Origin of the sequence: Winogradskyella sp. Asnod2-B02-A, assembly GCF_045063645.1 — a bacterium.
GTDB lineage: Bacteria > Bacteroidota > Bacteroidia > Flavobacteriales > Flavobacteriaceae > Winogradskyella.
Genome location: NZ_JBEFOG010000024.1, coordinates 35,839 through 62,410, shown reverse-complemented (window position 1 = coordinate 62,410; position 26,572 = coordinate 35,839). Strand labels below are relative to the sequence as shown.

General features: G+C 33.0%; 18 protein-coding genes. 3 read left to right on the top strand and 15 right to left on the bottom strand.

The features are described from left to right. Positions 1-20: 20 nt before the first annotated feature. The 12 genes from ACJJVO_RS00725 to ACJJVO_RS00670 form a co-directional block, all read right to left on the bottom strand. The gene (locus ACJJVO_RS00725) at positions 21-1,427 is read right to left on the bottom strand and encodes a tetratricopeptide repeat protein (RefSeq protein ID WP_405569213.1); all 1,407 of its coding nucleotides are present in this window, start codon (positions 1,425-1,427) and stop codon (positions 21-23) included. A 161-nt stretch (positions 1,428-1,588) separates the two neighbouring features. Continuing rightward, positions 1,589-2,764 (bottom strand): aspartate aminotransferase family protein, encoded by a 1,176-nt coding sequence (locus ACJJVO_RS00720; protein WP_405569211.1) that lies wholly within the window; start codon positions 2,762-2,764, stop codon positions 1,589-1,591. Further along, positions 2,765-4,567: an OstA-like protein gene (locus ACJJVO_RS00715; protein WP_405569209.1), complete on the bottom strand. Its 1,803-nt coding sequence runs from the start codon at positions 4,565-4,567 to the stop codon at positions 2,765-2,767. A gap of 79 nt (positions 4,568-4,646) precedes the next feature. After that, positions 4,647-5,228: an outer membrane protein gene (locus ACJJVO_RS00710; protein ID WP_405569207.1), complete on the bottom strand. Its 582-nt coding sequence runs from the start codon at positions 5,226-5,228 to the stop codon at positions 4,647-4,649. A 4-nt stretch (positions 5,229-5,232) separates the two neighbouring features. Next, a complete protein-coding gene (locus ACJJVO_RS00705) occupies positions 5,233-6,513 on the bottom strand; it encodes an adenylosuccinate synthase (protein WP_405569204.1) in 1,281 nt (426 codons plus the stop codon). Positions 6,514-6,525: 12 nt separating this feature from the next. Continuing rightward, the gene (locus ACJJVO_RS00700; protein ID WP_405569202.1) at positions 6,526-6,978 is read right to left on the bottom strand and encodes a Fur family transcriptional regulator; all 453 of its coding nucleotides are present in this window, start codon (positions 6,976-6,978) and stop codon (positions 6,526-6,528) included. Between the two features lie 115 nt (positions 6,979-7,093). Then, complete coding sequence (locus ACJJVO_RS00695) at positions 7,094-9,301, bottom strand: RelA/SpoT family protein (protein WP_405569199.1); 2,208 nt, start codon at positions 9,299-9,301, stop codon at positions 7,094-7,096. A gap of 100 nt (positions 9,302-9,401) precedes the next feature. Next, entirely contained in the window at positions 9,402-9,884 is a 483-nt protein-coding gene (locus ACJJVO_RS00690; RefSeq protein WP_405569198.1) for a DUF2628 domain-containing protein, read from the bottom strand. Positions 9,885-10,113: 229 nt separating this feature from the next. Then, the gene (locus ACJJVO_RS00685; RefSeq protein WP_405569195.1) at positions 10,114-10,833 is read right to left on the bottom strand and encodes a 3-ketoacyl-ACP reductase; all 720 of its coding nucleotides are present in this window, start codon (positions 10,831-10,833) and stop codon (positions 10,114-10,116) included. A gap of 144 nt (positions 10,834-10,977) precedes the next feature. Then, positions 10,978-11,427, bottom strand: a complete 450-nt coding sequence (locus ACJJVO_RS00680; RefSeq protein WP_405569193.1) for an SET domain-containing protein-lysine N-methyltransferase — start codon at positions 11,425-11,427, stop codon at positions 10,978-10,980. 47 nt (positions 11,428-11,474) lie between these two features. Further along, positions 11,475-12,707, bottom strand: coding sequence for a M48 family metallopeptidase (locus ACJJVO_RS00675; RefSeq protein ID WP_405569191.1), 1,233 nt, complete (start codon positions 12,705-12,707; stop codon positions 11,475-11,477). A gap of 136 nt (positions 12,708-12,843) precedes the next feature. After that, positions 12,844-13,641, bottom strand: coding sequence for a TrmH family RNA methyltransferase (locus ACJJVO_RS00670; RefSeq protein ID WP_405569188.1), 798 nt, complete (start codon positions 13,639-13,641; stop codon positions 12,844-12,846). Between the two features lie 249 nt (positions 13,642-13,890). Between ACJJVO_RS00670 and ACJJVO_RS00665 the strand changes: the two genes are divergently transcribed. The 3 genes from ACJJVO_RS00665 to ACJJVO_RS00655 all read left to right on the top strand — a co-directional run bounded on the left by ACJJVO_RS00665 (position 13,891) and on the right by ACJJVO_RS00655 (position 20,796). Then, positions 13,891-17,988 (top strand): T9SS type A sorting domain-containing protein, encoded by a 4,098-nt coding sequence (locus tag ACJJVO_RS00665; RefSeq protein ID WP_405569185.1) that lies wholly within the window; start codon positions 13,891-13,893, stop codon positions 17,986-17,988. Positions 17,989-18,102: 114 nt separating this feature from the next. Then, positions 18,103-19,893, top strand: coding sequence for a T9SS type A sorting domain-containing protein (locus ACJJVO_RS00660; RefSeq protein WP_405569181.1), 1,791 nt, complete (start codon positions 18,103-18,105; stop codon positions 19,891-19,893). Positions 19,894-19,998: 105 nt separating this feature from the next. Beyond that, the gene (locus tag ACJJVO_RS00655) at positions 19,999-20,796 is read left to right on the top strand and encodes a DUF6503 family protein (RefSeq protein ID WP_405569178.1); all 798 of its coding nucleotides are present in this window, start codon (positions 19,999-20,001) and stop codon (positions 20,794-20,796) included. Positions 20,797-20,933: 137 nt separating this feature from the next. On the opposite strand, the gene ACJJVO_RS00650 is transcribed toward ACJJVO_RS00655, so the two are convergent. From ACJJVO_RS00650 to ACJJVO_RS00640, 3 genes are all read right to left on the bottom strand, one after another. Beyond that, complete coding sequence (locus tag ACJJVO_RS00650; protein ID WP_405569175.1) at positions 20,934-22,244, bottom strand: amidohydrolase family protein; 1,311 nt, start codon at positions 22,242-22,244, stop codon at positions 20,934-20,936. A 12-nt stretch (positions 22,245-22,256) separates the two neighbouring features. Continuing rightward, on the bottom strand, positions 22,257-25,229 hold the full coding sequence (locus ACJJVO_RS00645) for an amidohydrolase family protein (RefSeq protein WP_405569174.1): 2,973 nt from the start codon (positions 25,227-25,229) through the stop codon (positions 22,257-22,259). A 159-nt stretch (positions 25,230-25,388) separates the two neighbouring features. Next, positions 25,389-26,456, bottom strand: a complete 1,068-nt coding sequence (locus tag ACJJVO_RS00640; RefSeq protein ID WP_405569172.1) for a DUF3810 domain-containing protein — start codon at positions 26,454-26,456, stop codon at positions 25,389-25,391. Positions 26,457-26,572 lie beyond the last annotated feature (116 nt).

The following is a 26,572-nucleotide window of genomic DNA, read 5'->3' as shown; positions in this document are numbered from 1 at the left end:
CTGCTAAGGTATGATTTTTTTTAGTTCGATGCCTTTTTGGCTTCCGAAATTATGGCTTTAATTATAGGTCTTTCTGTGAGTTGAGGAAATAATTCTGAAATTATAAAGCTATAATCAATATTAAGGCGTGTTGCATTTTTTAGATGAAAACGACCTTCTTCAGTTTGATGTAACATAAAGTAAAGACCAGCTAAACGATATTCGACTTCTGCGTTTTCTGGATAAAATTCTATAGTCTGCAATAAATTAAAAATGGCAGCTTGGTATTCTCCAAGGGTAACTAAAATATCTGTTCTGTTTAACCAAGTATCTAATTCGTAATTACCTAGTTCTATTGCTCGTTTATAACCTTGTTCTGCTTCTTCAAGAAAATTTAAACGCTTATTTATTGTTGCATATAATTTCCAATACAGCACATTGTCTCCATCAATAGCAACGGCTTTTTTAATGTAATCTAGCGCGTTTTGGTAGTCTAAACGCTTCATATAATATTTAGTGATGGCTAGCCAACCCTTATCTAATAAAGGATCTTCATCAATGGTTTTTTTGAAAAACTGAATGGCTAAATCATCTTGACCTAATTTTGAATAACACTGACCAATTCGTAAAAGAGCAAATGATGTTGGGTCGTCTAAGGCTAATGATATTTTGTAATTTTCAATGGCTTCTTCGTGATTTTTTAATTTTTCTAAAACTTTACCTTTTTCAAGATATGCTCCTACAAAGGTATCGTCAGAGATAATTGCAAAATCGAAAGCTGCACTTGCTTTAGCATATTCTTTAACCGCAAAATATTGTCTGCCTAATTGATGCCAAGCTACTTCGCAATATGGATTGGTATCTAAGAATATATTTAAATACTCAATAGCTTCCTCATTTAAGTTTAAAAAATCGTAGCAGTAAATTATATTATGTAGTGCAGAATAGTCTGTTGTGTCACTCTCTAAGCATTTTTTGAAGTATATGATGGCCTTATCAAATTGATCTAGAAATAAATATTCCATACCTACTAATGCATACAAATCTGCATCATCTTCTGGAGTTTTAGACATATCTATTGCAATAAGCAATGTGTCTATTGCTTTTTGATGTTCATCTTGTTTAGATAAAACATTAGCTTTTTGAATGAAAATCTCTTCGTTAGTTGGTTCTAAATTATGAAGTTGGTCGAGTAAATCATCAGCTTCAGCAAACTTGTTTTCAATTACTAAAATTTCAACTTGAAATAATCTTAAATTTATTGAAGTAGGGTGTTGTTCTAGTCCTAATTTTATGGCACGCTTAGATAGGGCAATTTTGCCATTTTCTAAATAATGATGAATTATATTTTCGAACTCATTTGAGTCAAAGAACAAAATATCATTGGTCTTTAACATCGATTCAAATCGGGTAAGTGGAAAATTTTCGTCTTCGTGACTGTACTGCATAAAATGATTAATAGTTCACTGAAATAAAATTACAGTTATACTTTGCGCTAGATGGATTTTTAAACTAATGTTTTTAACAAAGTAGTTAACATTAAATGGTTTGTGTAGTTAGGGTGATTTAAAACACTGGTTTTTAGTGTGTTTTACTGTTTGTTGAGTGCTTAGATTTTGTCTAGTATTGAGGTGATTACAAGGCAACCTTTAATTATTTCTTCGTTTGAAATGGTTAAAGGAGGTGTAATTCGGATAGCTTTTGGTTCAAAAAGTAACCAAAAAAGTATTAATCCTTGGTCTTGAGCTTCCAAAATAACCTGATTAGTAAGCGTTGCATTTTCGGTGAAAGCGGCTAGCATTAATCCTCGACCTCTAATTTCTTTAATGTGTTTGTGTTGCAGATGTTTCCGAATTAGCAGTTCTTTTTCTAAAGCTTCGGCCATGAGAGTAGATGTCGTAATTTCTTCTAAAGTTGCCAAAGCGGCAGCTGCAATTACTGGGTTACCTCCAAAGGTTGTAATGTGTCCAAGTTTGGGATTATCACTTAATGTGGTCATCATTTCATTAGAAGCGGTAAAAGCTCCTATGGGTAAACCTCCTCCTAATCCTTTACCTGTAACTACAACATCTGGTTGGCAATTATAATTTTCAAACCCAAATAGTTTACCTGTTCTACCAATGCCTGGTTGAATTTCATCTAAAATAAAAACGGCTCCAACGTCATTACAGCGACGTTGTACTTTGTTTAAATAGTTGTTGGTAGGTTCAATAAAACCAGCTCCTCCTTGGATGGTTTCTAAAATAACACCAGCTGTTTTTTCTGTAATTTGAAGTAAATCACTTTCCGAATTGAATTCAATATGTTTTATATCTGGTATTAATGGAAGAAACGGTTGTTTGCGCTCTTCATAATCCATAAGACTCAATGACCCTAAGGTGTTACCGTGATAAGCATTTTTTGCAGCAATAATTTCTGAACGACCAGTGTAGCGTCTTGCTAATTTTAAACTGCCTTCAATAGCTTCTGTTCCAGAATTAACTAAATATGTTGATTCTAATGGTTTTGGTAAATGTTTGGCTAAAAGTTTAGCTAAGTCTACAGCCGGTTTTTGAATATACTCACCATAAACCATAACATGCATAAACTTGTCTAATTGGTCTTTTATAGCACCTACTACTTTTGGATTAGAATGCCCTAAACTACAAGCAGATACTCCTGCAACAAAATCAAGATAAGCTTTACCGTGACTATCGTATATGTAAGAGCCTTTTGCATGACTGATTTCCATCGCTAAAGGATGAGGTGTGGTTTGAGCTTGATATTTAAAGAAGTCCGTTTTCAATTATTGACCTGCTTTTTTTGTTTTAACTTTTAACGAGTCACTTGGTTTTAAGTTTTGCTGTAGCGGTAAAACTGGAGTTTTTTTAGGTAGATTCCTAGCGGCTTTGTTTGTTTTGTTCGGTGTTGCTTTACCAGCGACTTCAACACGTTTGGTAACGTCACTATCCAGGAATTCTTCAGGTGGTACATAATCTTCTAAGCCCTTAATGATAGGTAAATCTAAAGGCGGATCATCTTTAAATAAATCTTCAACAGATGATGGTCTTTCTTCGCCTCTCCAATCGAAACCTCTTAATTTTTTTCCACTATTAGGAAAATCGGCTTCAGGAAAAATATTACCATCAATTTGGTTGATAAATCTTACTTCATCTACGACTTGTTCAATAATTTTAACGTTAATACTACCTGATTTTGATTTCTGAATACCTATTAATTCATTATCGTCGTTTCTTAAATAACGTATGGTTTCGGCATTTTTAATAACATCAACATTATACAGTTCATTGTCTTTAAATAAACCAATTAAACGTTGACCTTTTATTTGGTTAAAGGCATCTTTGCTTATAGTATCCTTACTTATTAAAAATGCATTTTCAAATACTTTTAAGGAATCGAGCTGCTCTGTTTTAGCATTAGAAATCAAATGAATAGTATCTCCTGACATTTGGTTGTCAATATTCCAAAGAACGGGTTTTCTTTTCAGGGCAAAAGCATCTTCAGAACTAAAGCGACTTAAATTAATGAGCTCTGTTAAACCTAGTTTATGATCAACATGAATGGAATCTGATTTACCTGCCATATCACTTTTATATAATCTGGCATTGTAATAAGCACGAGTAATACGATGTTCTGGCTTGCCAGTTACCATTATAGTATCTGAATGCATATATATCGAATCTTTTTCTTGTACTGTAATTGCTAAGGCACGTTTGGTAATATACATGGAGTCCTTTGCACGCCAAACTTCCGCATAGTGTCCTTTTACAATGCTTTTGTTTAAAGTATCTGTAACTGTAATATTATTGGTTGCAGAGGCAAAATTTTTATTACGGTCAAAATATAAACTGTCACCTTCAACAGTTCTATAATCGTAATCTATTTTTGCATTTCTCTGAAAATTACCGATATCGTTATTAGTGTCATAAAAACCGCGTTCGCAATAGACTTTATTTGTTTCTCCTGTTATTGTTGAAGGTCCAAAAAGATAAGCGTGTCCATTTTCTGTAAAGAAATCTAGTCGGTCTGTGTTAAGTGTGTAATCTGGATTAACAAGTACTACATCTTTTACAAATTGATACTTGCTTGTGTTCATGTAATAACGACCAATTTGACTGGTAATTGTTCCTGAAGAATCTCTTACAACAGTACCACCTGTGTTATAATAAGCTTGCTGTTTAATTCTATCAAAATGAAGTGTATCCGTTTTTAATGTGGATTGAGGCTCTGTTAAAACGACATCTCCACTTGCAAATGCTAACTGGGTTTTACCACTGTACTCTAAATATTTTGCCACCATTTGTATGGTGTCACCTTGTTTCATTACAACATTGCTGTACGCTTCTATAAAATCTTGGTCTTGATAATACACTGCTTTATCACACCATAAGTTAACTCCTTTGTGAATAAAATGAACTTGTTGAGATTTGTCTCTAAGAAATACATTAGCTCCATCTTCAATTTTAGGATCAGTATAACTTATAGGAGCGTGCTCAATAGTAATCTTTTGTTTTTCTTGACCAAAACTGAAGTTAACAATAGTAAAACAAACAAGAAATAATAGATTTTTAAAATGTTTCAAAGACATATGTTTTTTACAAAATAACACTTATTAGATTTGCTTTAGTGTCTGTTAACGTTTTTTTTAACAGATAATTAGGTTTAAATTAAAATCTATAGCCTAATCCGATTTTGAGAATATTGATGTTTTTGTTGTAGGTGATATCTGGTATATCATTATCTACACCAATGTTTATGAAGTCGTATTGCGCTTGTATCATAAATTTGTCAGTGAGATCATAAGATAAACCAGCATTAATATTTAATCCTGATTCATTTTGGTTATTTGTAGATATATTAGAATTGAAAACAGCAGCATTATGCACTACTTTAAAATACAGTAAACTATATCCTAATCCTATTGATGGATGTATTTTAGGAATGCTTTCTAAGTTTAATTCTGCAAAAATTCTAGGTTGTACAGAATATAGATTTACATCAAAGGGTTGATTTTGTGCTTTTTTAGAATTTTTTAAATAACCAATATTTAATGAACCACCTATACTAATAGAATTCAATTCTAAAAAACGATACTTAAATCCAAGATCGATAATTCCATTATAATTATCTCCAACAAAATTATTGTCAATAGGTAAGGGGTAGCTTAGCTCAATACTCATTTTTGAGTCTTGAGCTAAGCCTTTAATTGATATAAGGCCTATTAATAATAGAATAACCTTTTGTAGCATTCAATTAAATAGTCTTACGAATAATTGTCTGTTTTCTGTCTGGTCCTACAGATACAATAGTAATAGGAAGGTTCAATTCTTTTTCTAAAAATTCAACATAACCATTTAAGTTTTCTGGTAATTGTGATGCTTCAGTCATACCAGTTAAATCTGCAGCCCAACCTTTTACTTCCGTGTAAATAGGTGTTACGTTTTCTGCTTCAATATTATATGGTAAATGCGTAATCGTTTCACCTTTATAGTTGTAAGCTGTACATACTTTTAAGGTTTTAAAACCAGAAAGCACATCACCTTTCATCATAATTAATTGTGTAACACCATTAACTTGGCAAGCATAACGTAAAGCTACTAAATCTAACCAGCCACAACGTCTAGATCTACCTGTGGTTGCACCAAATTCGTTACCAACGCGTCCCATAGTTTCTCCGTCTTCATCAAACAATTCAGTAGGGAATGGTCCTGAACCAACACGCGTAGTATATGCTTTAAAAATTCCAAAAACTTCACCAATTTGGTTAGGTGCAACGCCTAAACCTGTACAAGCACCTGCAGCAGTAGTATTGGAAGATGTTACGAAAGGATACGTTCCAAAATCAATATCGAGTAAAGAGCCTTGAGCACCTTCAGCTAGAATAGATTTTCCAGATTGTTGAGCTTGATGTATATATTCTTCAGAATCAATAAATTTTAAGCCTTTTAACGTATCAATAGCTTCAAAGAAATCAGCTTCTAATTCTTTTAAATCATATTGAATATCTACGTTATAAAATTCAATCATTGCTTCGTGCTTATCTGCTAAAGCTCTGTATTTATCTTTAAAATCTGCTAATTCAATATCACCAACACGTATGCCGTTTCTGCCTGTTTTGTCCATGTAAGTTGGACCAATACCTTTTAAGGTAGAGCCTATTTTTGCTTTACCTTTTGCGGTTTCACTAGCAGCATCTAATAAACGGTGTGTAGGTAAAATGATATGTGCTTTACGCGAAATGCAAAGTGATTTTTTATAATCTACATTTTGCTCTGCTAATTTATCAAGTTCTTTTTTGAAAATAACAGGATCAATTACAACTCCATTACCAACAAGATTAACTTTGTTCTCATGGAAAATTCCAGAAGGAATAGTATGTAAAACATGTTTTTTGCCGTTAAAAACTAAAGTGTGTCCTGCATTTGGACCACCTTGAAAACGCGCAATAATATCGTAGTTAGAGGTAAATACATCGACAATTTTTCCTTTGCCTTCATCTCCCCATTGTAAACCAAGTAGTAAATCTACTGCCATTATATAATTGAATTAGTCGTCTTTTTTACGATTACCGTAAAAATATAGTGAATGATTAGTTATCTGAATATCAAAAACCTCCTCAATGGTTTTTTTGATGGATTGAATGCGAGGATCACAAAATTCTATAACCTCACCTGTATCTGTGAGTATTACATGATCGTGATTTTTATCGAAATATGATTTTTCGTAATGTGCTTGGTTTTGCCCAAACTGGTGCTTTCGTACCAATGCACATTCTAAAAGTAATTCTATAGTGTTATAAAGGGTTGCTCTACTGACACGATAGTTTTTATTTTTCATTTTGATATATAAAGATTCTATATCAAAATGTTCTTTACTATCATAGATTTCTTGAAGAATAGCGTAACGCTCAGGTGTTTTTCTATGACCTTTATCTTCAAGGAACTGTGTAAATACACGTTTTACAATTTCCTGATTACTTTCTTGTGTGGTTGCATTCATAATTATGATTACAAATTTAGGTAAATTTTAAATGAAATGAATGATAAAAACGAGTATTAAAAATGAAAGAAATGAACACTCTTTTAATAACTTTTTAAAAGCTCCAAAAAAGCAGTTAAACTCTACTCACTTTATCTATACCATTAATTTTTTTGAGTTTCTCAATAACTTTTTTAAGCATGGCTTGATTCTTTACTTCAACCGTAATATTGCCTATAAATACACCGTCGTCACTAGAAAAACTAAGACTTTTCATGTTTACGTGCATATTTTCAGATATCAGCTTTGTGATGTGATTGACAAGACCCATGTCGTCTATACCAGATAATTTGATTTGTGATGTATAAACTTGCTGAGACGAATCTATCCATTTAGCTTGTAAAATGCGATATGCATAATTAGATTGTAAGCTTACAGCATTAGGACAATTCTTTTTATGTACTTTAATACCTTCATTAATAGTAACAAAACCAAAAACCTTATCACCAGGAATTGGGTTACAGCAATTAGCTAAGGTGTAATTAAGTTTCTCTTCTTCTTTACCAAAAACCAACATATCATATTTAGAAGTAATTTCTTCTTTATGAATATCCTTTGGTGTGGTTGGTTTGTATATTTTATTTTTAAAGTAACTTACAAATGCATTACTACGTGATGATGCAAAGGCTTTTAATTTAGTGTTGTCAATAGTACCAATCCCAACACGATAAAATAAATCTAAAGATGTATTTAATTTAAAATAACTAACCAGTTCATTAATAGAATTCTCATTTAAAGCTATTTTAAGTTGTTTTAATTTTCGTCTTAAAATCTCTTTTCCTTCTTCTGCTATTAATTTAGTGTCCTCGTTTAATGCCGATTTAATTTTACTTCGTGCTCGTGCTGTTGTTGCATAATCTAGCCAATTGGCATTTGGTTTCGCATTTTCTGAAGTCATAATCTCAACGCGGTCACCACTTTGCAATTCATGACTTAATGGCATTAATTTTCCATTCACTTTTGCACCACGAGTCCTCATGCCAACTTCAGTATGAATACTAAAAGCAAAATCGAGTGGAGTAGCGCCTTTTGGGAGTGATTTTAAATCTCCTTTAGGAGAAAAGACAAATATTTCTTTAGAATATAAATTGAGTTTAAATTGTTCTACAAAATCTACAGCGTCAGCTTCGTGATTTTCTAAGGCTTCTTGTAAACGGTTAATCCATAAATCGAGATTATCCTCTTTTGCATCATTATTTTTATATTTATAGTGAGCTGCATAACCTTTTTCAGCAATTTCGTTCATCCGTTCACTTCTAATCTGAACTTCTACCCAACGGCTTTTTGGGCCAACAACGGTAATGTGAAGTGCTTCATAACCTGTAGATTTAGGTGAGGAAATCCAATCTCTAAGCCTAATTGGGTTAGGTGTGAAGTGATCTGTAACGATGGAATATATTTTCCAAGCTAAGAATTTTTCGTTGGCTAAATCCGATTTATAAATAATTCTAACGGCAAACTTATCATAAACTTCGTCAAATGAAACACCTTGTTTTACCATTTTTCTACGAATACTGAAAATGGATTTTGGTCGTCCTTTTATTTCGTAATGTAAGCCTTCTGTAGTTAAAGAATCGTCTATAACTTTTGAAAATGCTTTGATATAAGCATCTTGATCTTCCTTGCTGTCTTGTATTTTTTCTAGAATGTCATTATAGACTTCTGGTTCTGTATATTTTAGACCTAAATCCTCGAGTTCGGTTTTAATATTATATAGCCCAATTCTGTGCGCTAAGGGTGCATAAATATATAAGGTTTCTGAGGCGATTTTAACTTGTTTGTCTGGTCGCATAGAATCCATGGTTTGCATATTATGCAAACGGTCTGCTATTTTTATAATGATAACTCTCACATCATCATTTAAAGTTAATAGCATTTTTCTGAAATTCTCGGCTTGTAAAGACACATCCATGTCTTTTTTTAGAGATGAGATTTTTGTGAGTCCATCTACAATTCTGGCTACAGTTTCTCCAAAGAGCTGTTCCATATCGTCTATGGTGTAATCTGGATTGTCTTCTACCACATCGTGAAGTAAAGCCGCAGCAATAGACGTGGCATCCATGCCAATTTCTTGTGCTACAATTTTTGCCACTGCAATAGGGTGAAAAATATAAGCTTCACCAGACTTACGACGTTGGTCTTTGTGTGCATCTACAGCGACATCAAAGGCATGACGAATTAATTTCTTGTCGTCTTCAGTTAATGTTTGATAACTTACTTTTAGTAATTCTTTGTAAGCTTTGGCAATGGCTTTGTTTTCTAGTTCTATCGCTTCTTCCGTCATAGAACTAAATTAGTGAATTGCTTTTTAATGGGCAATTGTTTTTTTGAATGAAATTTGAAAATCAATTTTATATCAATAAATAATGTTTAGTTATTTTAAGTTAAATACTTGAGATAGATATTAAGCCTATAATTATTAAAAGCAATATAAAAGGGGCAAAACTGTTTACGCCTCCTTTTTTAGAAATCAATTCATTTTGTATTTTAGTGTCTTCATTTTCATTCAAGATTTTTCTAATTTCCTTTTTTGTTTTTGAGATATACAATCCGTTTGATAATGTAGCAAATAGAAAACTCCAAACAAACATGCTTAAAAAGTCAATTGTCTCATAAACTGCATAGGAAATCACTCCAAAATCTAATAGCATTTCTTCAATCAACATTTCAGCGAAAATAATTCCAAATACTATTACAATATGAATATACATTTTGCGATAGGCCATCCAAAATATACCAAGGAAAAATGCAGCGATATTAAATGTGAATTTTTTTCCACTGTCAATTTTTGCCATTTGTTCCAAATAGTAATCTGAATTTGACTGAAAATAATTCTCATATTCAATTTTGTGTTCCTCTGTTAGCATATTTTAAAAATTGTTACGGTTTTGAAGTCTTCTAATAAAACTATATAAATGCGCTGTGTTATGATTGTAAAATAAAATGGCAGACTACAAGTTATAATAATTTCTATTAATTATTAAATAAATCCAATTTGAGTTATAAATGAATCAGTTTAAAAAAAATGTTTTTTTAAATTAAACAACAAAACCCACATTTAATGCAGGTTTTGTATAACTTATTTTAATCTCAAACTTACGGATTAGTAGACCATAATGAGGCATTTGCCATCATAGCTCTACGTGGTAATTTTAAACCAGATACAATTAATTCTGCGAAATCTTCAGGTTGTAAAACGCTGTCTTCAGAGTCTTTATTTGCAATACCTAAATCTATAGACATATCTGATGCAATAGTACTTGGTGTTAAAGTGCAAACTCTAATATTGTTTTTGCGGACTTCTTTCATTAGCGACTGAGACATTCCGATAACGGCAAATTTAGAAGCTGAATATGCAGAAACCGTTGCATTACCTGTTAAGCCTGCAGTAGAAGATACATTAATAATGTCTCCTTCATTTTTAGCGATTAAATGCGGTAACACTTCTTTAGTTACATAATACATTCCCATAACGTTGGTTTGTATAATTTGACTCCATTGACTCACTTCCATGTCTATAAAAGAACCAAAAGCTGCTATACCTGCGTTATTTACTAAAATATCTACAGAACCTAATGTTTCAATAATTGTCTTAATGCTTTTTTGAACTTCTTCATAGTTACCAACATCAAAAACAGCATAAATAGCGTTAACTCCAAATGCCTTTAATTCTGCTACTGTTTCTTTTAAAACAGTTTCATTTCTACCTGTAATGGCAACATCGATGCCTTCTTTTGCAAAAGCTATAGCAGTCGCTTTTCCTAGACCTCTTCCGCCTCCTGTTATTATTGCTTTTCTATTTTTTAAATCTGTCATTACTTTTATGTTTTCTTTTATTCAAAGTTATAAAAAATGTGGGTCTTTAGTGTTATAAAAATGTGAAGTTAATGCCTTGAAATTTTAAAACATTCTAAAAGTGTGAGATACGTAATTTAGGTATTTATCGGAAGGCAATAAATGCTATTCTCGATGTTTTTTCCAATAGGGTTTACCGTAGCTACAAAACACTTCTTCTCCATATTCTATATCTTTTGTTGCTTTTATACAGACATTGTCGTCGTCGTCTAAAGTTATTGCTGCATTGTTTTTAAAATTACTTTGCGAAAATCCTTCTGCATCATTAGCATATTTGGCGTAGCAATCTATGTGCATGCTATCCATAATAGTACCATCTAGCAAATTAATAAAATATCTGTCCTTGCTTTGCTGTGCTCTTATTGCAGCTTCTTCATTATCAATAATTTCACCTTTAAATAGAGAGATTATTTCATCTTTATAGATGTCTATTGCTGTAAACAAACCTTTGCCAGCATTTTTAATTTGTGAAGTTTCAATATATAAATAATCGGACTCTGGTGCTTCAATAATATTGATGCTTATATAGTCTTCTTCTGCGTTAGAGCTATTCACGTTTTAATAAGATTTGTTAGCGAGTAGTTTAAATAAATTCAACCTTTTTATTTCTTTAAATTATTTATACGTTCTAAAAGCGTTGGATGTGAATAATGCATAAAGACATAGGCTTTATGCGGTGTTAAATTACTCAAACTATTTTTAGATAATTTTTTTAACGAGGTAATTAAAGGTTCTGCTTTATACGTGTTTTTTGCATAATCATCGGCTTGGTATTCAAAAACGCGCGACACGTAATTCATTATTAAACCTGTAATTTCCTGAATTGGCGAGTAGAGTAATCCAAAAGCAATCAGACCAACATGAAAACTCGGAATTTCTACACCTATGGCATTAGATAATAATGGATTTGAAACAAAAACAGAGAGTATAAAAAGTGTTAGTCCTGTGAGTAGGATGGAAGTCACTAAATTAAAGATGATATGTTTGCGTTTGTAATGGCCAACCTCATGTGCTAAAACGGCAACAATTTCTTCATCATTTAATTCATTAACTAAAGTATCATAAAGTGTGACACGTTTTTCGCTACCAAGACCAGAAAAATAAGCATTAGCTTTAGTGCTTCGTTTTGAGCCATCAATAATAAATATCTTTTCAAGATTAAAACCAACTGATTCTGCATAAGCTGAAATTTTATTTCTTAATTCACCGTCTTCTAAAGGTGTTTGTTTATTGAATAAGGGAACAATCAGTTTAGAGTAAAACATATTCATAAAAACAGTAAATAGGGTTACAATTCCCCAAGCATACAGCCAAAACTGATTACCTGTCATTTGATAGAACCAAACGATTAGCGCAATGATGCCTCCACCAAGAAGAACGGTCATTAGTAAACCTTTCAATTTATCTAAAAGAAAAGTCTTTTTTGTGGTTTTATTAAACCCAAATTTCTCTTCAATTACAAAGGTCTTATAATACCCAAATGGTGTGGTAATAATATCGCTAGCAATCATAATAATACCAAAGAAAATTAAGGCGATAATTATTGGGTTATCCGAATAACTTCTAGCAAAATTATCAACGTATTCAAAACCATCCAAAAGCAAGAATCCTAAAGTTAAGGCGAAAGAAAACAAGGATGTTCCAAGTCCGAATTTATAATTAACAGCTTTATAATTCTGCGATTTTTTGTATTCTGTTTCGTCATAAACATCGTTTAATTCTTCAGGAATTGGGTCGTTGTAATGTTTAGCATTAATAGCATCTAGCACTTTATCAATTATAAAGTTGATGATAATTATGGCTATGATGATGTAGAAGAGGGTTTGTGATGTCATTAGTATAGTTTGTGTGTTTTCTTCACTTCGAGTGAAATTTCTTTTTAAAAATTTTGTATCGAGAAGTTTATTTGTAATGGTGGTTTTCGATACAATTTTATCGTTCCTCGTAAATCACTAGAACTGACGTTTTTTTTTATTTAAAATCACGTTGGCGTTTCGCTTCAAAAATAAGAATTCCTGCAGCAACAGAAACATTCATAGAATCAATTACTCCTTGCATAGGAATACTAATGTTTTTCGTAGCAGCTTCTCGCCACTCTTCAGTTAATCCAGTCGCTTCTGTACCAACCACAATAGCTGTTGGTAAGGTATAATCTTGTGAATGATAAGGTTCTGATTCTTGCAGTATTGCAGAATAAATATTGAAATTGTATTTCTTCAGAAAAGCAATAGCGTCCTCCGAGCTAGCCATGGCAATTTCAGTTGTAAATACGCAGCCAACACTAGAGCGAATAATATTAGGGTTATATAAATCTGATTTCGGATTTGCAATAATGACAGCATCTACATTTGCAGCATCTGCTGTGCGTAGTAACGCACCAATATTTCCTGGTTTTTCCGGTGCTTCTGCAACTAGTATTAAAGGGTTTTTAGATGTGAGTTTTAAATCTTCGAGTGTATGTTTTTTTGAATTTACAACAGCAATAACACCTTCCGTAGTATCTCTATGTGCTAATTTCTGAAATACTACTTTTGAAATTTCGATAATCTCAATTCCATAACTACTCACTGATTTGGCTTCGCTTTCCGAAAACAAATCTGGTAAAAACAAAAGCGTTTCAACTTTATAGCCACCTTTTATGGCTAGTGATAATTCGCGTTTGCCTTCAATTAAAAATTGATTCGTTTTTTTGCGCTGCCTAGACTTTTCCTTTAAAAGTATAAGTTGTTTAATTATTGGATTTTGTGTGCTTGTAATAGATTTATTCATAATTATAGTTGGTCTCAATAGCGTAACGCAACAAATTTAAGCGAATAAATTGAAATTAATTTACTTTATATTAGTAGGTGTTTTTACGTTTAACTTGTTTTATAAGTGAGACTTAGGTTTCTATCAGTGAAAAATCGCAGATGGATGGTGTTTTATTATTCATCTTGAAAGCTTTCCTGTTTTAATATCTTACGAAAGATTACATCTATATTTTTTTTATTAAATTGAACCATACTAAACCATTCCCTCATGAAACAAAAATTACTATTATTTTTTATCGGAATCTGTATTGCATTTTTTGCAACAGATAGACTTAATGCACAATGTACCGTTATTAGTCCAGACTATTTAGAAGATTTTACCTCTATACCACCAGAATGTTGGGATAGTGCTGACAATGGTGATGCCACCACAGGACCAACCGATTTTGGTAGTGGTTTATGGGGAACAGACGGTTTTCTTAACAATGGAAATTCGGGTGCTTATAGAATAAATTTGTGGCAAGGTGTAAAAAGTGATTGGATTTTGTCTCCTGAGTTTGATTTGTCAGGCGGTCCATTTCAGGTGGATTTTGATTTTGGTATAATGCAATATGCGAGTAGTACTGAAGCAGGTACTTTGGGTTCAGACGATCAAGTTCAGCTATTAATTACTGCAGATAGTGGAGCAACATGGGACATACTTTTAACGTATGACTCAAATTCAGTGGTGCCTGTAACAGGTGAACATCCTATAGTTGATTTATCAGCATATAGTGGACAAACAGTGCAGATTGGATTTTTAGGATCTGAAGGGACTGTTGATGATACTAACGATACTGATGTATTTGTAGATAATTTTAGAGTAAGAAGTGTGGTTACTTGCTTTGAGCCTATAGAGATAAGTACTACTCAAGGTATAGGTTCTGCCCAAGTAAGTTGGACAGAAACAGGTACTGCTACCTCTTGGAATATTGAATATGGCCTAGCAGGTTTTACTTTAGGGACAGGAACGTTGATTTCTTATGTTTCATCTAACCCTTATATTCTTACAGGTTTGGTTCTTGACACCAATTATGATGTGTATGTGCAATCAATTTGTGGACCAGAAGACGAAAGCTCTTGGTCGCTACCGCATCAATTTTCATTTGGTTATTGTGAATCTAATCCTACAAGCAATGACGGTGAAGGTGTTACAAATGTAACCATTGGAACTACTGATTTTCCGAGTTTAGGTGATTTAACTTATGAAAATCATACAACTAATGTAGTTAATGTTTTTCAAGGCATTAACAATACAGTAACTATAGATTTTGGGCATTCGTTCACTTATGGTACTAATATTTGGATAGATTTTAATGATAATTTAGAGTTTGAAACTAATGAGTTGGTTTTTCAGGGTGAATCAGAAGGTGTTAATAATCCTCATACTTTAGACGCTTCCTTTGTAATGCCAACAACGGCAACATTAGGTGAACACCGAATGCGAATTGGTACAGCAGATCTTTTACAACAAATACCAGATCCATGTTTTAATGGTGATTGGGCTGTAACTTTAGATTTTACAGTGAATATTGAACAATTAAATTGTACAGCTCCAGAAGCTGATTATGCTGTTGTTATTGATTGTGATACCGATGCCTTTTTTATAGATGTAAGTGTTACTAGTTTGGGTGATGCTTCATCATTAGAAATTTCAAATACCTTAAATGATGAAACTATTTTAGTTACTACAACGGATACCTACCAAGCAGGTCCTTTTCCTTTTCTAAGCTCAGTTAAAGCCATTGTAATTAATGTACAAGATAATAATTGCACCATACAAAGTGAATATTATGAGATTTTAGGATGTCCACCACCAAATGACGAATGTGAGTTTGCTACAGTTGCAACAGTTAATGAGGCATTAACGTGCGATGCGTTGACTTCAGGTACAATTTTAGCAGCAACAGTATCTAGTATGCCCAATAGCAATTGTAATGTAACCCCTAGTGCAGATGTATGGTATTCATTTACTTCAACTAGCGAAATACATAGTATTTCTATTATAAACATAGAAGGTGGCACATTTGATATAGACCATGCATTATATGAAGGTAGTTGCGACACCTTAACAGAATTATATTGTGCAACCACCACGTCTAGTAGTACGCCAAATCTTATCATTGGAAACACCTATTTTTTAAGGGTTTTTACAAGTGCTGATCAACCAGAAACGTCAACCTTTGATTTGTGTATAAGAGAAACACAGACTAATTTTATATGTGAGAATGCCACACCTTTTTGTTCAGATGGTAATGGTTTTGTTACCTCTAATGTTACTGACGTACCAAGTGTTGGCACTGTTGCTTGTTTGGGTTCAACACCAAATCCACTATGGAATATTCTTGAAATTGATGATAGTGGAGATATTCAAATTGAAATTAATCAAATAGGTAATTCAGGAGTTGGTTTGGATGTAGATTTTGCATTATTTGGTCCATTTGAAACTCTTGCTGGTGCTTGTAGTGAGATCATTTTTGTAGACTGTCCTACATGCCCTAATAACACTAATGATCCAAACTTTTATCCTTACGGTAATATTGTGGATTGCAGTTTTTCTACATCTTCCGTAGAGAATTTTACAATTATTAACGCGCAAGCAGACGAAATATATTTATTGCTAACAACAAATTATTCTGGCATTGAAGGGACTGTGTCTCTAAATCAAACTAATTTTGGGGAAGAAAACTCAGGGTCTTTAAAGGCCGATTTTGAAATTGATTTAGGGCCAGATCAAAACTTATGTGATGTAGATTCTTATGTGTTAGATGCATCGACTCAATATGGTGATACTTACGAATGGTATTTTGATGGGTTTATAATCCCAAATGAAGAAAACCCAACACTTACTGTCACAGAATCGGGAAATTATGGTGTTATAGTCTTTAATGATTTGTGTGCTTCTGAATATTATGAAGAAATTACAGTAACGTTTAGTGATTGTGATGATGTTGGTATTATAAATGTAACTGCTTTTTATGATGGCAATGCGAATACGGTTTTAGATGCTAACGAATTATATTTTTCAAATGGCTATTTTACTTATGAAGCAAATAACGATGGTGTAATAAATACCGTTGATTCTTCTACTGGAACCTTCACGATTGCAAGTTATGATGAAACAGACACCTTTGACATTAATTACTATTTCTATAATGAATATACTGATTGTTATGATGCCTCAACAATTTCATTTCAAGATGTTAGTGTAATGTTGGGCGAAAACGCTACGGTAGAATTTCCAATTGTTAATGAACAAAGTTGTGAGGATATTGCGGTTTATGTAATTAATCAACAAGCTCCAAGACCAGGATTTACACATACTAACTTTTTAGTCATTAAAAATTTGGGTGTAGTAGAATCTTCAGGAACGGTTAGTTATACCTTAGATGAAGACTTAATACTTTACAGCACAAGTACAGGTAGTAACTACACTGTTACACCAAATGCAACTGGCTTTAGTTTAGATTTTGTGAATTTACTACCAGAACAAACGATAAGTGTAGTTATTTCATTGCAAACACCAGCAAGTTTAGAAATCGGTGAAATAGTTACTAATACGGCAATCTATACAACTTCTACAAACGATTTAGTATCAGAGAATAACGAGTCTTCTATTACTGAAGAGGTAATAGGCTCTTACGATCCTAACGATAAAATGGAGTCTCATGGAAAAGATATCTTGTTTGATGATTTTGCAGTATCAGATGAATATTTATACTACACCATTCGTTTTCAAAATGTGGGTACAGCAGAAGCTATAAATGTAAGGATTGAAGATATTTTAGATGAGCAATTAGATGCCTCTACTTTTCAGATGTTACGCTCTAGTCATGATTATATAGTCACTAGAACAGCTAATAATTTAGAATGGAATTTTGATAATATCAACTTACCAGCAGAACAAGATGACGCAGATGGCAGTAATGGTTTTGTGTATTTTAAAATAAAACCAAACGCAGGTTATGCTATTGGAGATGTAATTGAAAATTCAGCATCTATTTATTTCGATTTTAATGCACCTATCATTACAAATACGTTTCAAACTGAATTTGTAGAAACATTATCGGTAACAAGTTTTGAATCAGTTAATTTTACTATATATCCTAATCCAGCAAAAGATGAGGTAACTATTCAATTAGCAAATTCTAATTTTGAAACAGGAAAAGTAAATATCTACAACATTCAAGGAAAAGCAATTTTGAAACAAATAACGCTTGAAGAGAACACATCAGTCATTGATATTTCAAGTTTAGAAAGCGGCTTGTATTTTGTAGAATTAACTATAGGAAACACTTCAACCGTTCAGAAGTTAATTGTGAATTAAGCTGAAATAATATTTAATAAAAAAAGCTTCAGATTAGTTCTGAAGCTTTTTTTTTATTAGAGCGATTTTAATTGTTATATTCTTATATCTTTAAAGAATCAAAAGACCTCCATCATGACAAAAAAACTACTTTACCTATTTCTATTCTTAACAATCAGTATAAATTCATTTGCTCAGGTGGCGAATCAGCCAAACGATTTAGAAGTTTGCGATGATGACAATGATGGTTTTGCTTTATTCGACTTAACTTATGCAGATGCTCAAGTTTTAGGAAGTCAAAGTGCAATAGATTTTACAATAACATATCATGAAACGCAGAGTGATGCTACCTACGGTACTAATGCGATAAACGGTTCGTATATGAATATAATTAGTGGGTTTCAGATACTATATGTACGATTAGAAGTTAATGCTACTGGGAATTATGCGCTTACTGAATTAGCCTTAGTTGTAAATCCAACACCTATAGTTACGGGATCAACCCCTTTGGAGTTGTGTGATGATGATGCCGATGAGATTGCTGTATTTGATTTAACTGTAAAAGATACTGAGATTACAAATGGTAATACAGATTGGTCCGTAACTTATTATGAAACCAATGCAGATGCACAAGCACAGACCAACGTTATTACAAATCCAACGGCATATACAAATAATTCAGTAAATGGATATGGAGCTAATCCACAAACTTTATTTGTTGTAGTGACTGATATTAATACAGGTTGTGTAGATTACACCACATTAACCATACGTGTTTTACCAAATCCTTCTGGTGCTATGGGAACTCCAAGTGATATTATGCTATGTGATGATAATAATGATGGAATTACCGATTTTGACCTAACACTAAACGAGGGTGAAATAAATCCGTCAGGAGAGCCCTATACGCTATCTTATTTTATAAATGAAGCTGATGCCTTAGGTAATTTTGCTCCAATTTCAGATCCAACTAATTTTACAAACGTAAGTAATCCACAAACTATTTATGTTAGAGTTGAAAATCTATACGGCTGCTATGCACTTACTAATTTTGATATTTATGTAAATACGTTGCCACAGTTAAATTTAGAAAGTAGCTATGGTTTTTGTGTCGGAGATTCAGTGGTCTTAGATACAGAATTATCTGCTTCAGACTATAGTTTTCAATGGGCAACTGATAGTGGTCCTATACCAGGTGAAATGCAAGCGTCTCTTACGATAACACAACCTGGTTTGTATTATGTAACGGTTGTTGCTTTTTCTGGGTGTGGAACAGTTTCTACTATGATTAACGTAGAGGAAGTGGTTTGTACAGATACGGATAATGATGGCGTAATTGATGCCGATGAAGACATCAATGACAATGGTAATCTAAACGATGATGATACCGATGGTGATGACATTTCAAATTATTTAGACGATGATGACGATGGTGATGGTGTTGCTACTAGTGTTGAAATCAATATTGTATTAGGACGGTCTAATAACACAATACACCAATTTGTAGATACCGATGAAGATGAGATAGAGAATTATTTAGATGACGACGATGATGGTGATGGTGTTCTTACTATTGATGAAGATTATAATAACAATGGCGATCCAACAGACGATGATACCAATAACAATACTATTCCAGATTATCTTGAAAGTTCAGTAGCTTTAAGTTTGAATGAATTTAATGTCACTCGCTTTAACATGTTCCCAAATCCAGCGAAAGAAAACGTAACCATTCAATTGGCATCGTCTAATTTTGAAACTGGAAGCGTAAATATTTACAACATTCAAGGAAAAGTGATTTTGAAACAAATAACGCTTCAAGCGAATACATCAGTCATTGATATTTCAAGTTTAGAAAGTGGCTTGTATTTTGTAGAATTAACTATAGGAAACGCTTCAACCGTTCAGAAGTTAATTGTGAATTAAATTCAACCTTATTTAATACTTAAAGAAGCTTCAGAATTTATCTGAAGCTTTTTTTGTAATGTATTGTATTTATTCACGTCAAAACAATCTAATTAAAACCATATCATGAAAAAAATAGTATACGTATTACTCTTAGCAATCTTATTTACAGCTTGTAAAAATGAACCTAAACAAGACTCTAAAATGGTTGATGAGGTAAAACAAGAAGAAATTACCACAAGTATTTATCCAGAATCTATAACTAAAGTTTTTAATGCTCATGGAAGTATTGATAACTGGAACAAAATGCAATCGCTTTCTTTTTCTATTACAAAACCAACAGGAATAGAAAAGATTACTAAAAATTTAAAAACAAGAGCCGAATTAATTGATACACCAGCTTATACACAAGGATTCGATGGAGAATCTCTTTGGATTAATGAAAAAGATGGTAAAGCATATAAAGGCAACGCTAAATTTTATAAAGGTCTAATGTTTTATTTCTACGCGATGCCATTTGTTTTAGGTGACGAAGGCATTACATATGAAGATACGGAACCATTAATTTTTGAAGGTAAGACCTATTCAGGTATCTTAATTACTTTTGAAACAGGTGTTGGTGAATCTTCAAATGATCAATATAAGATTTTTTACGATGCTAAAACTGGTCAGATGGAGTGGTTAGCTTACACAGTAACCTTCGGAAAAGCGGAAGGAAGTCCAGATTTTCATTTTATAAGATATAATAATTGGCAAACGGTTAATGGACTTGTAGTGCCTAAAAGTATAGATTGGTACAACTATAAAGATAATTTACCAACAGAAAAACGAAATACCGTTGAGTTTACCGATGTTCTACTTTCTGAAAAAGCACCAGATGCTAATATGTTTGTAATGCCAGAAACAGCTAAGATTATTGAGTAATAATGAATTTAGTATTACGATGAGTAAAGTGCTATAATTAAGAGAAAATGAGATTATAAATGTTTACTTCATTCTGAATGATACTGAATGATACTGATTGATAAAAAAAAGCGAGCCTATTGGCTCGCTTTTTTCAGTTAATCTTCTTGATTAGGTTTCTCTGAAAACCGTTTCCAAAGTTCTGTTTGGTGGGTTTCTAGACTTAATTGTCGTCCATCAATAAAAGCATGAGTTAATTGATTGGTTCGCATATCTAAGGCATCACCTTCACTTATAAATAGTGTGGCGCTTTTGCCAACTTCAAGAGTACCATACATATCATCAATGCCCATAATTTTTGCAGGATTCTGTGTAATTAGCTGCAAGGCTTGGGCTTTTGTTAAGCCATGTGCTACCGTTGTACCAGCGTAAAATGGAAGATTACGAGAATTCATGCGTTCCATCTGTCCGCTTGGTTCTAAAGCTACTAAAACGCCAGCATCTACTAATGGTTTTGCGAGTTTGTAAGAGGTGTCATAATCATCATCTTCTAATTCTGGTCTTGAGTGAATTCGTCTTAAAAAGACAGAGACATCATTTTGTTTTAAAAAACTAGCGATATTTCCGGCTTGGTAGCCACCAACAATAGTGATATTAGAAACACCTTGAGACTTCGCAAAATTTACAGCATCAGTGATGCCTTTTTCATCATCAGCATTAATGTATAAACGTTTAGAGCCATCAAATAAGCCAGCTAAAGCTTCAAAAGGTAAATGTAATTCTGACTTATTCCCTTTATTATAACTTTTAGATTCACTGAAGTAATCCGATAGTTCTTTTACTTGCTTAGTGTAATCCTTATTTGGCTTTAAACCTGGATCTTCACCTAACCACCATCGTCCACGACTAAAACTACTTGGCCAATTGACATGGATACCATTATCCATTTTTATAGCTGCATCTTCCCAATTCCAAGCATCATACTGTACCACAGATGAGCTGCCAGAAATACGTCCACCTCTTGGTACAACTTGTCCCAGTAATACTCCATTAGGTCGCATGGACTCAGTAACTTTAGATTCTGTGTTATAGGCGATTATACTTCTAATATGTGGATTAAAAGTACCCATTTCAGATAAGTCATTAGAGGCTTTTACAGCATCGACTTCTACTAAACCTAGAGTGGCATTAGCCACAATAAAACCTGGATAGACGTCTTTTCCTTTGGCATCAATAATATCCATGGCTTGTCTGGTAAGTGGAGTCGTAGCTTCTGGTCCAATGGTTATTATTTTCCCGTTGCTAACGACGATAATACTGTTTTCTATTACAGTACCATTACCAATATGAGCAGTTGCACCAACAATCGCAAAATCTTTGGTTTGCTTTGGTGCAGGTGTTTGCTGTGCGAATCCTAAAGTAACACACAACAAAAACAATAGACTATTTATTTTATTTAAGTTTTTCATTTTAAATCGTTTTTATTGGTGTGAATCCATAGTGTCACAATGCATTAATTTCTCTTCTTTCTTTACTACAGGTTGCGTCTTTAAACCCTTATTTTTATCTTGAAGCATTAAGTTTGTGAGTTCGCTTTTTTCTCTTTTAATAGCTTCACGCATTTGTTTATCCCTAGCTAAATCAAAATACGTTACACCTTCAATAATTGTTTTTTCAGCTTTTGCATAAATGGATAAAGGATGATCGCTCCATAATACCACATCTGCATCTTTACCTGCTTTTAGACTTCCTACTCGGTTATCAAGATGTAAAAGTTTTGCAGGATTTAAAGTGACAAATTTCCATGCTTCTTCTTCACTAATACCTCCATATTTTACAGATTTCGCAGCTTCTTGATTTAAACGACGTGACATTTCTGGATCGTCACTATTAATAGCCACCGTAACTCCTGCGTTATGCATAATAGCAGCATTATAAGGAATAGCATCATTTACTTCGTATTTGTAAGCCCACCAATCACTAAATGTAGAACCACCAACGCCATGTGCTTTCATTTTGTCAGCTACTTTATAGCCTTCAAGTATGTGTGTAAATGTGTTAATTCTAAAATCGAATTGCTCTGCAACTTTCATCAGCATATTAATTTCACTTTGTACATAAGAGTGACAAGAAATAAAACGCTCACCATTTAGAATTTCAACAAGTGTTTCCATTTCGGCATCATGCCTAAAAGGTTTACCACTTTTCTTTAATTGGTCATAAGCTTTTGCTCTTGTAAAATAATCGACAAATACCTGTTCAACTCCCATTCGAGATTGTGGGAAACGCGAATTTGTTCTGCTTCGAGATTGTTTTACATTTTCACCCAAAGCAAACTTTATAAACTTAGGAGAATTGTCATAGATTAAATCGTCTGCAGCTTCTCCCCATTTTAGTTTGATGATTGCTGAGCGTCCACCAATAGGATTTGCAGACCCATGTAAAATTTGAATAGAAGTAACTCCACCTGCTAAATTGCGGTAGATGTCAATAGATTCGTCATCTAAAACATCTTCAATAGTCACTTCTGCTGAAGAATTTTGACCTCCTTCATTTATAGATGACGCAGCGATATGAGAATGTTCATCAATAATACCAGCTGTAACATGTTTTCCTGTCGCATCAATAATTTTTGCATTTTTACTTGAAAGGTCTTTTCCTATTTTTGAAATTTTACCGTCTTTAATTAAGATATCCGTATTTTCTAAAACACCTTCTTTTTCGTTAGTCCAAACCGTTGCATTTTTGAATAATAAAGTTTCTGATTTTGGTTTCTCTGTAAAACCATAGGCTAAATTAGGGTAGGTGATAGGACTCATAAAAGGTTCATCAGAATTATCATTAGCCTTCTTTTTATCCCCTTTTTTATCGGAAGCTTCGGTTTTATTTTTAGTAGCATAGAATGATAATTCATTACCATTTGGTAAAATTGCTTTACCGTTTAGCGAATTATTATTTGAAGCATTAGCCACAATTCTTACAAATTCTTTTTTAGTACTATCTGCAGTTTTAAAAGTGAGGTTGATCCAATCGTCCTTATAATTTAGTTTTGCACCTAAAGTTTGGTCACCACTTACAAGTTTAGCTGTTGGTTTACTTGTGCTTTTTGAGATGGTTAGTTTATAGTCATCACCAGCGAGTTTAAAATCATAGTCACCATCGATGTCTGTTGTATTCATATCTGCAATAACGTTTGCTGTACCTTGTACCCAATTCTCATAGAGTTTGGTTTTCTTTTCAAAAATATCGCCATCTGTGATTAAAAAATTCGCATAGCTTCCAGATTTTAATGTCCCTAAAACATCTGATTTTCCTAATAAAGATGCCGGAATTGTAGTTAAGGCTTCCAAAGCTTTTTGTTTTGAAAGTCCCATTTCAATAGCTTTTAATAAATTAGAAGAAAAGGTTTTGTTTGATTTTAAACCATGCGTCGTTAAAGCGAATTTAATATCATTTTCAGCCAATAATCTTGGATTATGTGGTTGTTGATTCCAAGATCGCATATCGCTTAACGACAATGTACTCGCCAAAAAAGCATCATCAACATCGTAAGCCAATTGAAAATCGATAGGTAGAATTATTGTGGCATTTGTGCCTTTTATTTCATCAATACGTTCGTATTCATCTCCACCACCAACAATAGTGTATTGAATATTAAACGCATCTCCAACTTTATCTGCTCGCATTAAATTAGCTCTACTACCAGCTTCAAAAATTTGAAGTAAGTTCTTGTTTTTGTTTAACGCTTCTAACGATAAATCTTTGGTGTCAATGTTACCTGCTTCGTACCACTTGGCATCATTATACATTTGGCGCAGTAAAGCCATGCTTCCCATAATTGAAGATGGATACGATTGACGTGAGGTAACACTTTTTCTAAATGATAAATGTTGTGTGGTTTCACCATCAACAACTCGCATAGAATTGTCAGCGTTATTATTAAGTGCAATTAAGGCACCTGTACCTCTAACAACACCGTCTGGCATATGCGTATTCACAACTCCAAAACCTAATTTGTGAAGCTCTGATGCAGATTTTTCATCATATTTAAAACTTGCCATGACGTCTTGTTCTGGCATAATGTGATCATTCCAATAATAGCCGCTTCGGCTTGCTCCATATTGTGGACCGTTGCCTCCTCGTTTTGGTTTTTCAACACCAAATGTGGTGTATATGTCAATAAAAGAGGGATAAATGGTTTTTCCTGAAAGGTCAATTTTTGTGGTATTCTTCGGAATATTTACTGATTTACCAACACTTACAACTTTACCATCCTTAATAAGAAGAGTGCCATTGTCTATTATTTCGGTTGGTGATACGTGGATCGTAGCATTTGTAAACGCTGTGTAGTTAGAGTTGTTTGCAATGACTCCAGAATTGCTGGGAAAGTAATCTTGTGCAAATAACGAAAAACTGCACATAAAAATGAGCAGTCGTAACAGAACTTTAATCATATGTTTTTGGTTGGTTAGATTGAATTCTAAAGATAGGAATTATAGCTAAAAGGGTATTCATTATTTCAATACTTTAACATTTTCTAACTTAAGTGAATCCTTTTTAATTAGGGCTACTAGAGATTTAGCGTTGCGTAAAGTTAAGTTTTTAATTGAGAATTATAACGGTTTATCCTCATAATAATTAACCAAAAGCGCAACAACATAACTGTAACTTTTCATACCAGCAGATTGATTGTTTGCTTTTAAAAAACTATCAAATGTTTTTTCAAAGATTGGTTCTATTGGATTCTCGTAAGATTTCCAGAAATCTTGAACTTCTTGGTAGTTTTTTAAAATACCTTTATTTATTGTTAGAAGGATAGTGTCGTAAATATCTGGTTCTCTTTTATATAGTTGCGCTAAACAATACCGAAGCGCAAACGTATAACCTGAGTATTTAAAGTAAATGTCTTCATTATAAATGGCAGCCAAACTACCTATAAAATTTGCTTCGTTTTCGGCAGCATAACCCAATTGATGAGCTGCTTCGTGACAAGATGTGGTTGGAAACTTATAGGTTGAAATTAAGCCATTAACTTGAGCTTCGTTTGTAAATGGATTTAGGTATCCTGAAAACCCCATGTAAGTTAAAGGCACGCTGTAGATCGATTTCTTGATGCTTTTTGGATGATATTCAAGATGCGGATACACTTCAGAAAGTGTTTTGTAGCCATCTTTTACTTTACTGAAAATTTCAGATTTAGTGTAAGGCAACTCAACTTTTAAAGTATCATTTTTTGCTAATTGATGGTGTATACTATTTGATTTTTGAATTAATTTTTCTGTAAACGAAATGAGTTGTTCTGTGGTGTATTCTGCCTCAAGATTTAAAGATTTATAAAGAGGCTGTCTGTAATAATTATAAGCCCAAAGAATATGAAACGCAAAATAAGCGATTGACAACGTTGCGCCAATATCTAGAAACCAGTTTTTGGTGTCTTTAATGATGCGTTTTCTATTTGTAATTAGCCATCGTATTATATAGATTCCTGCTAGTGTGTAGAAAATATCTCCAACCGAAAATGGCACCCAACCAAAAACATAGCGACTGAGTTTAGACAAGAACACATAAAGGCCATTGCTGTAAAATTGCTCAATAAATTCAGGGAAATGCTTCAGAATAGCAATTAATGCAATTTGAATTCCCAAGAATATAACTAAACCTAATTTTTTGTTATTGAGCATAGACCAAAAATAGGAAAAAGATGGGAGTGATTTATGATTTTTCTTGTATAGAAATAGAACTCTAATGAGATTCTGAAACAAGTTTAAAATGACCACATAGAGTTATCCTTATTTTG

What these genes read in the sequence shown, in the direction of transcription:
- ACJJVO_RS00645 (WP_405569174.1), bottom strand. Translation starts at nt 25,229, where the DNA reads ATGATTAAAGTTCTGTTACGACTGCTCATTTTTATGTGCAGTTTTTCG.
- ACJJVO_RS00695 (WP_405569199.1), bottom strand. Translation starts at nt 9,301, where the DNA reads ATGACGGAAGAAGCGATAGAACTAGAAAACAAAGCCATTGCCAAAGCT.
- ACJJVO_RS00665 (WP_405569185.1), top strand. Translation starts at nt 13,891, where the DNA reads ATGAAACAAAAATTACTATTATTTTTTATCGGAATCTGTATTGCATTT.
- ACJJVO_RS00690 (WP_405569198.1), bottom strand. Translation starts at nt 9,884, where the DNA reads ATGCTAACAGAGGAACACAAAATTGAATATGAGAATTATTTTCAGTCA.
- ACJJVO_RS00685 (WP_405569195.1), bottom strand. Translation starts at nt 10,833, where the DNA reads ATGACAGATTTAAAAAATAGAAAAGCAATAATAACAGGAGGCGGAAGA.
- ACJJVO_RS00700 (WP_405569202.1), bottom strand. Translation starts at nt 6,978, where the DNA reads ATGAATGCAACCACACAAGAAAGTAATCAGGAAATTGTAAAACGTGTA.
- ACJJVO_RS00710 (WP_405569207.1), bottom strand. Translation starts at nt 5,228, where the DNA reads ATGCTACAAAAGGTTATTCTATTATTAATAGGCCTTATATCAATTAAA.
- ACJJVO_RS00705 (WP_405569204.1), bottom strand. Translation starts at nt 6,513, where the DNA reads ATGGCAGTAGATTTACTACTTGGTTTACAATGGGGAGATGAAGGCAAA.
- ACJJVO_RS00655 (WP_405569178.1), top strand. Translation starts at nt 19,999, where the DNA reads ATGAAAAAAATAGTATACGTATTACTCTTAGCAATCTTATTTACAGCT.
- ACJJVO_RS00675 (WP_405569191.1), bottom strand. Translation starts at nt 12,707, where the DNA reads ATGACATCACAAACCCTCTTCTACATCATCATAGCCATAATTATCATC.
- ACJJVO_RS00725 (WP_405569213.1), bottom strand. Translation starts at nt 1,427, where the DNA reads ATGCAGTACAGTCACGAAGACGAAAATTTTCCACTTACCCGATTTGAA.
- ACJJVO_RS00640 (WP_405569172.1), bottom strand. Translation starts at nt 26,456, where the DNA reads ATGCTCAATAACAAAAAATTAGGTTTAGTTATATTCTTGGGAATTCAA.
- ACJJVO_RS00660 (WP_405569181.1), top strand. Translation starts at nt 18,103, where the DNA reads ATGACAAAAAAACTACTTTACCTATTTCTATTCTTAACAATCAGTATA.
- ACJJVO_RS00650 (WP_405569175.1), bottom strand. Translation starts at nt 22,244, where the DNA reads ATGAAAAACTTAAATAAAATAAATAGTCTATTGTTTTTGTTGTGTGTT.
- ACJJVO_RS00715 (WP_405569209.1), bottom strand. Translation starts at nt 4,567, where the DNA reads ATGTCTTTGAAACATTTTAAAAATCTATTATTTCTTGTTTGTTTTACT.
- ACJJVO_RS00670 (WP_405569188.1), bottom strand. Translation starts at nt 13,641, where the DNA reads ATGAATAAATCTATTACAAGCACACAAAATCCAATAATTAAACAACTT.